Raw genomic sequence first — 12127 nt, 5'->3', positions numbered from 1 at the left:
ATGTTCCATGACGGGTGCGCGCCCAATTTTGGTTGTAGATGACGATCAGGTCATTCGCAGAACACTGGCAGAGCAGTTGCAGTTGGATGGGGAATTTCAGGTTCTGGAGGCGGCAACATTGGCCGAAGCCCGCCAGAAGCTGAAGGAACCAGATGCGCGATGTGATGCCATTCTGCTGGACGTAACGCTACCAGATGGAGATGGGCGCGATTTTTGTGCAGAACTGCGCAAGGATGGCTTGCGTATGCCCGTTATCATGCTCACAGGATCAGATGATGAATCTGATATTGTAAAAGGGCTTGATGCTGGAGCTAATGATTACGTTGCCAAGCCTTTCCGTATTGCAGAACTTCTGGCCAGATTGCGGGCGCAGCTCAGACTGTTTGAAAACAGTGAAGATGCAGTGTTTTCCATTGGTCCATATACGTTCCGCCCTTCTGCTAAACTGTTGCAGGAACCGGCTAAAAACCGTCGCATTCGTTTGACGGAAAAAGAAACGGCTATTCTCAAGTTTCTTTATCGTGCAGGAACGCGCCCAGTGCCTCGGCAGGTTTTGCTGAATGAGGTGTGGGGATATAATGCAGCGGTAACAACACATACGCTGGAAACGCATATTTACCGCCTTCGCCAGAAGATTGAGCCAGATCCAGCTCATGCATCCTTGCTGGTAACAGAGGGAGGGGGGTATCGGCTTAATCCTGAACCAGAAGTTGCGACAACAGCCGTTTGATTCTTGCTAAATTGAAAATAGATTCAATTTCTAACGGTTTCGTAATTTAAATTATATTAGGAAAGCCCTCCAACCTTGGAGGGCTTTTTTATTATGAACGGTTGAGATGCTACATTCTGCCGTAAAAATCATGTCATCGTATGTAAATTCCATTCCACCCCTTGAAAGGCCATGTTCAGACCGAAATGGAACTCCTCATTCTGATTACGGCCAAGCTGAACCTACGATAGGATATGCCATGCGACTGAGGTTTGGCATCTATATCCCTCTGCATTACCTGCTGCTGTCTAGCCGCAGCTCTCAGTTTTGCTGGTGTTAGTTTCTGATGAGCGTTCCCAGAAACGACTTTCCTCGTGAGATCGAGGGGAGGGCTCAGACATTAGGAAGGGGATAGCAGCTTATCACCTCGTGAATCTCATGCGGATTGGGGATGGGTGCAAGGATGCGAATTATGCACCAGTTTTGCACAACTTTGGCAACGATTTACCGATTCTAAGTGGAACAAAACGGAGCCGAATAGAACACGTTAATGTTCCAGAATTCGCCCAAAACCCGCAGAAAACTAGGAAAAACCGTGGTGGGTGCGACAGGGATTGAACCTGTGACCCCCGCCGTGTGAAGGCGATGCTCTACCGCTGAGCTACGCACCCGGTTTATGGGAGCTTAATATCTGCCTCCAAGACATTTGGCAAGGGGCTTCTCATATAAAAAGTGTAAAAAAAACAGGGCAATGGCATTGCTTTGCATCATTAAAGCAGAGAAATTCTTAGTCATGCTTTTGCGAGAAAAAAGTCAGCGCAGTTTTCAGATGAACCGGCAACTCGGCAGCTCTCTTGCTGTGGTGGCAGGAACTGTAAATGTGCTTGGCTTTCTGCAGTTTGGATATTACTGCGCCAATATGACAGGCAATGCGTCTAGTCTGGCTCTAAAAATCAATGCCTTGGATGTTAGATCTGCCTTTTTATGTTTTGCTTTAATTGCAAGTTTTGTTCTGGGCGCCATTGTCTGCACCGTTTTAGTTAATATGGGGCGTCGGAAAGGGTGGGGCGCTGTATATGCTTTCAGTTTGGTTTTAGAGGCAGCTATCCTTGTAACTTTAGGTATAAAATCTGCTTGGTTTGCACAGGCGGGAGTGCCAGATGGGGGCGCTACGTTGGTTTTAAGTTTTGTCATGGGGCTACAAAATGCCACAGTCACGCGCATTTCGGGGTCTGTTGTACGTACCACCCATGTTACCGGAATGTTGACAGACCTTGGGATAGAAATATCAGATTGGCTTGAATCTTTTTACCATCATGTTGATGATGAATATTTGGATGTTATTAAAAAACGCTTATGGTTACATGCGCAAATTGTATTTTGTTTTATTGTAGGAGGTATTTTAGGGGCTGTAGGCTACATGCATTGCAAAAAATATATTTTATTTATAGTCGCAATTATTCTGGTAGCTTTGGCGGCGCCGGGCATTATTGAGAATGCCCGAACATCCGCACGCAAAACATAGTGTCAGATTGCGTTTATTTGAGAAAACCAACAAGTTTTTCAGCTTCAGAAACAATAGGCTCCGCAATGCTTTGCGCGCGTTGTGCACCAGAGTGCAGAGTATTCAGCAAATAGCTTTTATCTTGCAAAAGCCGTGTAGTTTCTTGCCCGATAGGAGCAATAGCGTTGACAACAATTTCTGTCAGCGCGGCTTTAAATGGTCCAAAACCTTGGCCTGCATGCTCTTTTAGTACCTGCTCGGTAGGAATATCTGCCAAGGCAGCATAAATGGAAACCAGATTTTTTGCTTCCGGGCGATCTGCAAGGTCAGAAATATCTTCGGGTAGGGGGGCTGAGTCTGTTTTTGCACGGCGAATTTTTAAGGCAATCGCATCGGCATCGTCCGTTAATTCAATCCGGCTTTGTGCAGAAGGGTCGGATTTGGACATCTTTTTGGTGCCATCACGCAAGCTCATGATGCGCGCGGCTGTAGGTGGAATAAGAGGTGCTACCTGCGGAAAAAACTCTACCTTGTAATCATGGTTAAATTTTTGGGCGATATCATTGGTGAGTTCCAGATGCTGCTTCTGGTCTTCGCCTACAGGAACATGCGTGGCTTTATAGGCTAAAATATCGGCAGCCATAAGGTTGGGGTAAACATATAGACCGGCCGAATGATTTTCGCGGTCTTTTCCGGCTTTATCCTTAAATTGCGTCATACGGTTCAGCCAGCCGATCCGTGCAACACAATTAAAAATCCATGCCAGCCGCGCATGGGCAGAAACAGCAGACTGATTGAAGAGAATATGCTTATCAGCATCAATGCCCGCAGCAAGCAGGATAGCGGCTTGTGTTAAGGTATGTTCGCGTAGTTTTTCTGGGTCCTGCCACACAGTAATGGCGTGCATATCTACAAGGCAGAAAATGCACTCATAGTTTGCCTGTAAATGAACCCAGTTTCGAATTGCCCCCAGATAATTACCAAGTTGGGGAACACCAGAAGGCTGAATACCAGAAAAAATACGCTGCATAAGAAAAATATCACCGCATGTTATAGGGACGGATTATGGGATTGGATGTATGCGATCCAGTTCTTCCCGCTCGTCTGCAACTTTACCGGCCGATTTCCGATCAGCCCGTGCGGTTGCAATGTCTGCCGCGCTTATTGTTGGGGCAGGTTTTAGGTTTCCGCGCTGAGAAAGCCAAGTCAGAATAGCGGCAACTTCTTCATCTTTAAGGTAGCGGAAAGGGGGCATTTCTGCGCTATAAGCCGCCCCATGAGCCTTAATAGGCCCGCTTACACCATTCATAAGCACATCGGCCAGATATTTGCGCCCTTCTGGGGTGCTGGCAATATGGTCAATGCGGTTGACAAGAGGCGGAACAGCGCCGGGCATACCATCGCCACCATGATGGCAAATACCACAATTGGTGCCGTAAAGGCTGGAGCCGCTTTTAGGAGAACAAGCCGCTACCAAAAGCAACATGCCGCCACATAAAAGACGATACGCAAAGCGTGAAGAAAACATGGGCAAAAACCCAAGCGGGTTCTTGAAACCAAGAACCCGCATTATCATAAGGGTTTATATCAGGGCGAATTGTGTGCGTGTTCCACACCCAAAAGCTGGATGCGGAAAATCAGCGGGCTATCTGAAGGAATAATGCCCATGGATTTATGTCCATACCCAAGTTCTGGCGGAACATACAACATCCATGTATCACCCACATGCATCAAGGGCAGAGCTTCCATCCAGCCCTGGATCAGGCCAGCAAGAGGCATCTGCATATAGGCACCACTACCATGCTGGTCTGAGCTATCAAAGATGGAGCCGTCTGGCAGACGCCCTTCATAAATAAGCATCATGCCATCACCCGGGCGTGGTTGTTCACCATCCTTGGGGCCAGATTCCAGCACTTTATAAGCCAAGCCATCTTTCAGAACGGTTACGCCAGGTGCAGAGCGCAGCTTTTCCATCTGCTGAGCAGGCGTAAGTTCCTGTTCTTCCTTGTGAGAACCACAGGCCGTAAGAGATACGGCCAAGCTGGCCGCAAGCATGCAGGGGATAAGAGAAAAGCGACGGATCATGATCTTCTTCAACACCTTCTGATGGATGGTGGAAAGGGGTGCCTTACAGGGCACCACCTTTACGCCCGATCTGCGCACCAAGGCGCAGGCGCAGTGCATTTAGCTTAATAAAGCCTTGAGCATCCTGCTGGTTATATGCGCCTTCATCATCTTCAAACGTTACAACGCGCGCATCATACAGGCTGTTGGGGCTTTCACGCCCAACGCAGATAACATTGCCTTTGTAAAGTTTGAGACGAACACGCCCCGTAACAGAATGCTGGGAGGCATCGATAAGAGCTTGCAGCATCCGCCGTTCTGGAGAGAACCAGAGGCCATTATACAGAATGGAAGCGTAGCGCGGCATCAGGCTATCTTTAAGATGCATGGCTTCGCGATCCAGCGTGATGGATTCCATGCTACGATGCGCAGCAAGCAGGATGGTGCCACCGGGTGTTTCATAAATCCCGCGGGATTTCATGCCAACAAAGCGGTTTTCCACCATATCCAAACGGCCAATACCGTTTTCTTTACCCAACTCGTTCAGACGTGTCAGCAATGTAGCCGGAGACATAGCCACGCCGTTAATGGCAACGGGGTCACCGCTTACAAAATCTATGGTGATTTCTGTGGGCTTATCCGGCGCGGCTTCTGGAGAGATTGTGCGCTGGAACACAATTTCTTCTGGAGCAACGGCAGGGTCTTCCAGAACTTTTCCTTCGGAAGAAGAATGCAGCAGGTTGGCATCTACAGAGAAGGGGGCTTCACCACGCTTGTCTTTGGCAATCGGAATCTGATTTTCTTCAGCAAAGGCCAGCAGACGTGTGCGGGATGTCAGATCCCATTCCCGCCAAGGGGCAATAACTGTGATGTCTGGCTTAAGGGCGTAATATGCCAGCTCAAAGCGAACCTGATCGTTGCCTTTGCCCGTTGCGCCGTGTGCCACGGCATCTGCACCAACGGCTTCTGCAATTTCAATCTGGCGCTGAGCAATCAAAGGGCGCGCAATGGATGTGCCCAGAAGATACTGGCCTTCATACAGGGTGTTGGCCCGGAACATAGGAAACACAAAGTCTTTCACAAATGTCTCGCGTAAATCTTCAACGAAGATTTCCTTTACGCCAAACATTTCCGCTTTTTTGCGGGCAGGCTCCAGTTCTTCCCCCTGGCCCAGATCAGCCGTAAAGGTAACAACCTCGCAACCATAGGTCTTCTGGAGCCAGCGGAGGATAACAGATGTATCCAAGCCACCGGAGTAAGCCAGAACAACCTTTTTGACGTCTTTCCGGGCGGAAGTCGGGCCCATGAGGCAGATCTCCTGATATATAAATCTGTAACTATGGCTTTCCTCCTATCACTGCAGGAGGCGCGTAACCAGAGTGCATTCACCCACTAAGGGCTGTTTGTGTGGAAAAATTACTCTAAAACAGGTGTCGAACCTGCGCGTGCACGTTCACTTGCCGTTTTTAATTGCCCACAGGCAGCCAGAATATCCCGACCACGGGGCGTGCGGATTGGGGATGCAAATCCTGCATTCATAACAATTTCTGCAAATCGGTTCTGCTGTTCACGCGTGGAAGGTTTGTAAGCGCTGCCGGGCCACGGATTGAAGGGGATGAGGTTGACTTTTGCGGGAATGCCGGAAATCAGGCGTACCAACTCACGTGCATCGGCTTCGCTGTCATTCACACCACGTAGCATAATATATTCGAATGTAATGCGGCGGGCATTACTGGCTGCGGGGTAGCGCCTGCAAGCTGCCAGCACTTCCTCAATTGGATATTTCCTATTGAGCGGCACAATTTCATCACGCAGGTCATTCCGGACTGCGTGTAGGGAGACCGCCAGATTGATCCCCAGTTCATCACCACACCGATCCATCAGAGGCACAACGCCGGACGTAGAAAGTGTGATACGTCGGCGGGAGAGCCCAATACCTTCGCCATCCATGATAATTTTCATGGCTTTGGCAACATTCTCATAATTATAGAGCGGCTCTCCCATGCCCATCAGCACGATAGTAGAGAGAAGGCGCGGGGTTTCGCCTTTCGGGCTGGGCCATTCTCCGTAGGAATCCCGCGCAGCCATGAACTGGCTGACAATTTCTGCCGCGCCGAGGTTACGCACCAGCTTTTGCGTGCCTGTATGGCAAAAAGTGCAGGAAAGAGTGCATCCCACTTGCGATGAAATGCACACAGCGCCCCGATCTTCACGCCGATCAGGAATGTAAACGGTTTCAGCTTCCTGCCCATCGCGAAAACGGAACAGAAATTTACGTGTGCTATCCGATGATGTTTGAACCGTTGCAGCTTCTGGGCGTCCGATAATAAATCGTTCAGCCAATTTTTGCTGAAGAGGCTTGGCGATTGTGCTCATCCGCGAAAAATCTGTCACACCCTGATGATAAATCCAGTGCCAGAGTTGCTTGGTGCGGAAGGGTTTTTCGCCAATTTCTATCAGAATATCCGTGAGTTCATCGCGTGAAAGCCCAACCAAATCTCTTCGTCCATCGGATAAAGTGGCTGATGGGGGGCTAAAAAGCGCAGCCTTGGCCAGAATGCGTGAACGTTCTTCCGCGTTCAGATCGGTAAGGGCTGAACAGTTAGCGTTAGCTGATGTGGAAGTATAAGTGCGCGAAGACATTACGGATATGCTGCTACAAAAAAGGAAGGGAAAGTGGATATAACAAAAAAAGAGGCTGATAGATACCAGCCTCTTTTATATATGCGCATTCGTATCTGTTGTAGGCAGCAGCCTTTACACGTTAGTTGCTTTCCTTCAGGGCGGAACGCAGCCATGGGGCAATGGTAATTTTTGAAGCGTCTATGCCATCCAGAATCATGCCAATGGTTTGTGCGGAATATGAATCGGGTTTGGTATCCGAAGAAATAGGAAAGGCTGGTCGGGTAATTTCCAAAGTCATGGCAGGTTCTGCCGTGTCTGCTGAGTTTGCGCTGGCTGGGGTAAAACCATCGGTCTGAATATTGGCAGAGACGGTAACTTCCCGCGCATCGGGGTTCTGTCCAAAATACAGATACGCGTATGTTGCAGCAGCAGAAAGAACATCTTTCATGGCTAACCGATAGCGATTATTCGTATTAGAATCATGCGCTTGTAGTGTTGCAGGATCTGCCTGAATTGAAAGTGTACCTGCACTTATATCATCATGCAGGATTAACCCATCCTGTTCGTATCCACGCAAAAGCGTATTACCAACTTCTGTCGCCTGCATATTTTGGGTAGGGGCAGAAGTGTGGGAAGCAGAATGAAAAACTGGGGTCGCCAATGCGTGACCGCTTGTAAATGCAAGGCAGGCGACGCCAAACAGACCTGCAATTTTGCGCATAAGATGCTTGCCCTTATTCCTAGTGATAACGTGTAGAAGGATCACAAAGAAATGTGGCAAAAAAATTGATGTGCTGCCATGCAAAAAAGGCAGGGAAACCTGAAAATTTAATTTAGTGTTATAATCAGCCGTCTTAGCTAGACGCGCTGAGCCGCAATAAGAAACTCTCTATTTCCTTCTGGTCCGGTAATAGGGCTGGGTTCAATCCCCAGCACTTTCCAACCGGGAAGACTGCTCCACCAAGAAAAAATGGTTTCGCAAACGGCATCATGCACGGCAGGATCACGCACAACGCCTTTGGCACCTATTTGATCACGCCCGGCTTCAAACTGAGGTTTGATTAACGCAACAGCCCAAGCGTTTTCCGTGGTAAGAGCCAGCGCGGCAGGGAGCACCGTGCGCAGGCCGATAAAACTTGCATCACACACAACCACGGAAGGGGCTTCCGGTATGGTTGTCTTATCCAGGTACCGGGCGTTGCATTTTTCCAGCACAGTTACGCGTGGGTCAGACCGCAATTTCCATGCAAGTTGTCCGTGGCCAACATCAACTGCGTAAACATGCTTGGCATCGTGGGTAAGAAGTACGTCTGTAAACCCGCCGGTTGAAGCGCCAACATCCAAGCAGATACGCCCTTCTGGAGAAAGGCTAAAATGCTCAATGGCATGAGCCAACTTGCAGCCGCCACGAGACACCCAAGGATGTTCCTGCCCACGCACTTGCAACGGTGCATCTTCAGGAATCTGATCTCCGGCTTTGGCTACGCGTTTTTCACCAGAAAACACAAGCCCAGCCATAATCAGAGCTTGTGCTTTGGTGCGGCTTTCAACCAGCCCCTTGTCTACAAGGAGCTGGTCAACACGACGTCGTGCCATATCAAATCAGGCCATCTGTTCCGAAAAATTAATGCCCAATGCGCTTAGAGCTGTTCCGACGATGTGCGGAGCGGAGAGCCCTGCCTCGGCATATTGAGCGGCCTGAGTGTTATGGTCAATAAAGCGGTCTGGCAGGGTGAGGGGGCGGAAGCGGACGTTGTCCAAAAGGCCTGTGCGGGCCAGATGGTGGCCAACAAGGGAGCCAAAGCCACCTTCCGAACCTTCCTCAATCGTGATCAGCACCGCATGGTTGCGGGCCAGATTTTCCACCAGTTCCGTATCAAACGGCTTGGCAAAGCGGGCATCCGCCACGGTGGGCGGTAGGCCACGGGCGGCCAGCATGTCTGCGGCTTTCAGACACTCCGCCAGACGTGGGCCAAGCGAGAGAATGGCCACGCCGCCTTTTTCAGGGCCAGACTGCCCACCCATTTCACGGATAATGCGGCCCTTGCCAATTTCCAGCGGCGTGCCCTCGGCAGGCAGATCCAGCCCAAGGCCACTGCCACGTGGGTAGCGCAGGGCAATCGGGCCTTCATCAAACAGGGTGGCGGTTGCTGTCATGTGCAGCAGTTCCAGCTCGTCTGATGGCGCCATAATGGTCATGCCCGGCAGGCAGCCCAGATAGGCAATGTCGAAGGACCCGGCATGGGTGGCGCCATCGGCCCCTACCAGACCGGCGCGGTCAATGGCAAAGCGCACGGGCAGCTTTTGCAGCACCACATCGTGCATCACCTGGTCATAGGCGCGCTGGAGGAAGGTGGAATAAATGGCGCAGAACGGGCGCAGCCCTTCCGTTGCCATGCCTGCGGCAAAGGTAACGGCGTGCTGCTCGGCAATACCCACATCAAAAAACCGATCCGGGTAAGCCTTGGCAAAGGCATCCAGCCCCGTGCCAGAGGGCATGGCGGCGGTAATGGCGGCAATCTTGTTATCGGTTGCGGCGCGGCGTGTGAGTTCGCGCGAGAACACAGAGGTGTAGCTTGGTGGGCCTGCGGGGCCTTTTTTCTGCTCACCTGTAACAACGTTGAACTTGGCAACGGCGTGATACTTGTCTCCGGCTTTTTCGGCTGGCTGATAGCCGTGGCCTTTTTCCGTAATGACATGCAGCATGATGGGGCCGTTATCCGTATCGCGCAGGTTGCGCAGGATAGAAACCAACTGCGGCAGATCATGCCCATCTACAGGGCCAACGTAGTAAAAACCCAGTTCTTCAAACAGCGTGCCGCCGGTGATCATGCCGCGGGCATATTCATCCGCCTTGCGGGCCGTGCGCTCCACAGGGGCAGGCAGCTTTTTCACGAACTTGCCAGCCAGTTCACGCAAGCCCATGAACTTGCGAGAGGACATCAGGCGCGACAGGTAGTTCGACATTGCGCCCACGGGTGGGGCAATGGACATCTCGTTGTCGTTGAGGATGACAATCAGCCGTTCTGCGCCGGGGCCAGCCACGGCGGCGTTGTTCATGGCCTCATACGCCATGCCGGCGGAAATGGAGCCATCGCCAATCACGGCAATCACGTTGCGTTCGCGGTAGCTGGGGTCTTCCTCCGCCCGCAGGTGGTGGGCCACGGCCATGCCGAGTCCTGCGGAAATGGAGGTGGAGGAATGTGCTGCGCCAAACGGATCGTACTGGCTTTCTGCGCGGCGGGTAAAGCCAGAAAGGCCGCCCGGCTGGCGCAGGGTGCGGATACGGTCCCGCCGCCCTGTTAGAATCTTGTGAGGGTAGGCCTGATGGCCCACATCCCAGATTACCTTGTCATCAGGGGTGTCAAACACCGCATGCAAGGCAACCGTCAGCTCCACAACACCTAGGGATGCCCCAAGGTGCCCCCCTGTGGTGGAAACCGCGTCCACCGTTTCGGCCCGCAGTTCATCCGCAACCTGCTTAAGCTGCTCAACCGAGAGATTGCGCAGGTCCGCCGGATACTCAACCCGATCCAGCGCAGGAAAACGCCCTAACGTCGGAATCGGTGAAGTGTGGGGCTGATTGGTCATGAGTTCAGTTTTTCCGTTCGATCACATAATAGGCCAGATCACGCAGACGATCTGCCTGTGCGCCAAAGGGTTCCAGATTGGCAATGGCTTCTTCTGTTACGCGCAGGGCTTCTGCTCTTGCACCTTCAATACCTAGCAGAGCTACGAAGGTGGACTTGCCAGAGGCTTCATCCTTACCTGCGGTTTTGCCCAGTTCTTCTGCCGTGGCTGTTGCGTCCAGAACGTCATCTGCAATTTGGAAGGCTGCGCCAATATTTGCACCATAGGAGCGCAGGCGGCGGCGCAGATTAGGAGATGCTTGCCCCAGAATAGCCCCGGATTCTGCAGAATAACGGATTAGGCAGCCGGTTTTAAGTGCGTGGAGGTGGCGGACTTCTGCAAGAGGGAGTGCGCGGCCTTCGCCTTCCATATCAATCATCTGGCCGCCCACCATACCAGCAGCGCCAGATGCTTCGGCAAAAGCGGAAATCAGATCAATACGCACGTTTGCATCCGCATGGGTCTGGCTGGCCGCCAGAATTTCGAATGCTTTGGTCTGAAGGGCATCTCCAGCCAGAATGGCTGTGGCTTCATCAAACTTGCGGTGTGTGGAAGGTTGGCCCCGCCGCATATCATCATCATCCATGGCTGGAAGATCATCATGCACGAGGGAATAAGCATGCAGCATTTCAACAGAGGCGGCGACGCGTGCGGACTGGCTTTCTGGAACGCCAAAAAGGCTGGCCGTTACAATGGCAAGATAACCGCGTAACCGCTTACCTCCCCCAAGTGTTGCGTAGCGCATGGCTTCGATCAGCCGCGCATCGCCTCCTGTTGTAAGGGGGAGCAAGGTATCAATCGTGTGTTCAATGACACGGGCGCGCGCGCCCATATCCTGCTTAAGCAGGGCGCCATTATCTGATGCACGATTGATAGAAGGGTGTGTCGGGTTTGTCATCGACATCTCAGTCCATAGGTTTCATGTTCAGCGTTCCATCAGAACGCTGCACGATCGCCTGCACGCGGGCTTCAGCCTCGCTAAGCTTGGCCTCACAATGTTGCCGTAGGGCAGCCCCGCGTTCGTAGGCCGTTATTGCATCTTCCAGCTTTAGCTGCCCACCTTCCAAGCCGCGCACAATTTTTTCCAGCTCGGAAAGCGCATCTTCGAAAGACAGTGATTTGATGTTGTCCGACATGGCGCGGGGGTTCCTATCCGTCATGAGGGGCAGGCAATAGCCCGATATGCAGGGGTCTGCCAAGTCTTGGGTGGTGTGTGGCAGGCAGGATTTTTTTAGTTTGGCTTGTTTGCAGGCGCGCTGGTGCGGCATTTTACGGTAAAACAGAATACGCTGTTTTCATCCGTAAAAGCGATAAGGGCATGGCCGGTCTCACGGCAGAATACCTGAAAATCGGTTATGGAAGCGCGGTCTGTTGCTAATATTCGAAGCCGCTCTCCTGGCTGCATGGTTCGGAGAACACGGTTGGCCTTGAGCACGGGAAGTGGACAATTAAGCCCGCGTGCGTCAAGAACAGTTTCATTCATCTTGGCTGGTTCCTGCCGTAGGAGGTTGGTGGCATGTTGTTTGCAAAGTGTGCCATTTTCTTTTGCAACAGGAAACATTCTGTTAAAAGTTTAATAAAAACAGCAGGTTAAA

General features: G+C 51.5%; 13 protein-coding genes and 1 tRNA gene. 2 read left to right on the top strand and 12 right to left on the bottom strand.

Annotation, left to right across the window (positions count from 1 at the left end; all coding sequences use genetic code 11):
• Window positions 1–7 precede the first annotated feature (7 nt).
• A complete protein-coding gene (locus DS739_RS07785; RefSeq protein ID WP_003623877.1) occupies window positions 8–730 on the top strand; it encodes a response regulator transcription factor in 723 nt (240 codons plus the stop codon).
• Between the two features lie 575 nt (window positions 731–1305).
• On the opposite strand, the gene DS739_RS07780 is transcribed toward DS739_RS07785, so the two are convergent.
• Window positions 1306–1380 (bottom strand) — tRNA-Val (locus tag DS739_RS07780).
• A gap of 122 nt (window positions 1381–1502) precedes the next feature.
• Here DS739_RS07780 and DS739_RS07775 point away from each other — a divergent pair.
• Entirely contained in the window at window positions 1503–2234 is a 732-nt protein-coding gene (locus DS739_RS07775; RefSeq protein WP_035350995.1) for a YoaK family protein, read from the top strand.
• A 13-nt stretch (window positions 2235–2247) separates the two neighbouring features.
• On the opposite strand, the gene trpS is transcribed toward DS739_RS07775, so the two are convergent.
• The 11 genes from trpS to DS739_RS07720 form a co-directional block, all read right to left on the bottom strand.
• Entirely contained in the window at window positions 2248–3243 is a 996-nt protein-coding gene (gene trpS / locus DS739_RS07770; RefSeq protein WP_006117212.1) for a tryptophan--tRNA ligase, read from the bottom strand.
• A gap of 33 nt (window positions 3244–3276) precedes the next feature.
• The gene (locus tag DS739_RS07765; RefSeq protein ID WP_035350992.1) at window positions 3277–3741 is read right to left on the bottom strand and encodes a cytochrome c; all 465 of its coding nucleotides are present in this window, start codon (window positions 3739–3741) and stop codon (window positions 3277–3279) included.
• A 59-nt stretch (window positions 3742–3800) separates the two neighbouring features.
• A complete protein-coding gene (locus DS739_RS07760) occupies window positions 3801–4298 on the bottom strand; it encodes an FKBP-type peptidyl-prolyl cis-trans isomerase (protein ID WP_012813070.1) in 498 nt (165 codons plus the stop codon).
• 43 nt (window positions 4299–4341) lie between these two features.
• Window positions 4342–5583 carry an argininosuccinate synthase gene (locus DS739_RS07755; protein WP_006117209.1) on the bottom strand — a complete coding sequence of 414 codons (1242 nt, stop codon included), beginning with the start codon at window positions 5581–5583 and terminating at the stop codon, window positions 4342–4344.
• A 110-nt stretch (window positions 5584–5693) separates the two neighbouring features.
• Window positions 5694–6920: a 23S rRNA (adenine(2503)-C(2))-methyltransferase RlmN gene (gene rlmN / locus DS739_RS07750; protein WP_006117208.1), complete on the bottom strand. Its 1227-nt coding sequence runs from the start codon at window positions 6918–6920 to the stop codon at window positions 5694–5696.
• 121 nt (window positions 6921–7041) lie between these two features.
• A complete protein-coding gene (locus DS739_RS07745) occupies window positions 7042–7623 on the bottom strand; it encodes a hypothetical protein (RefSeq protein ID WP_035350957.1) in 582 nt (193 codons plus the stop codon).
• A 137-nt stretch (window positions 7624–7760) separates the two neighbouring features.
• On the bottom strand, window positions 7761–8498 hold the full coding sequence (locus DS739_RS07740; RefSeq protein ID WP_006117206.1) for a TlyA family RNA methyltransferase: 738 nt from the start codon (window positions 8496–8498) through the stop codon (window positions 7761–7763).
• Window positions 8499–8504: 6 nt separating this feature from the next.
• Window positions 8505–10493 (bottom strand): 1-deoxy-D-xylulose-5-phosphate synthase, encoded by a 1989-nt coding sequence (dxs, locus tag DS739_RS07735; protein WP_096884302.1) that lies wholly within the window; start codon window positions 10491–10493, stop codon window positions 8505–8507.
• A 4-nt stretch (window positions 10494–10497) separates the two neighbouring features.
• Window positions 10498–11436 (bottom strand): polyprenyl synthetase family protein, encoded by a 939-nt coding sequence (locus tag DS739_RS07730; protein WP_006117205.1) that lies wholly within the window; start codon window positions 11434–11436, stop codon window positions 10498–10500.
• A gap of 1 nt (window position 11437) precedes the next feature.
• A complete protein-coding gene (locus DS739_RS07725; RefSeq protein WP_003630879.1) occupies window positions 11438–11692 on the bottom strand; it encodes an exodeoxyribonuclease VII small subunit in 255 nt (84 codons plus the stop codon).
• 71 nt (window positions 11693–11763) lie between these two features.
• Window positions 11764–12015, bottom strand: coding sequence for a sulfurtransferase TusA family protein (locus DS739_RS07720; protein ID WP_035350809.1), 252 nt, complete (start codon window positions 12013–12015; stop codon window positions 11764–11766).
• Window positions 12016–12127: the final 112 nt, after the last annotated feature.

The organism is Acetobacter sp. JWB (assembly GCF_003323795.1).
GTDB classification, from domain to species: Bacteria; Pseudomonadota; Alphaproteobacteria; order Acetobacterales; family Acetobacteraceae; genus Acetobacter; species Acetobacter oryzifermentans.
This window is presented reverse-complemented; position numbering and strand designations above follow the sequence as displayed.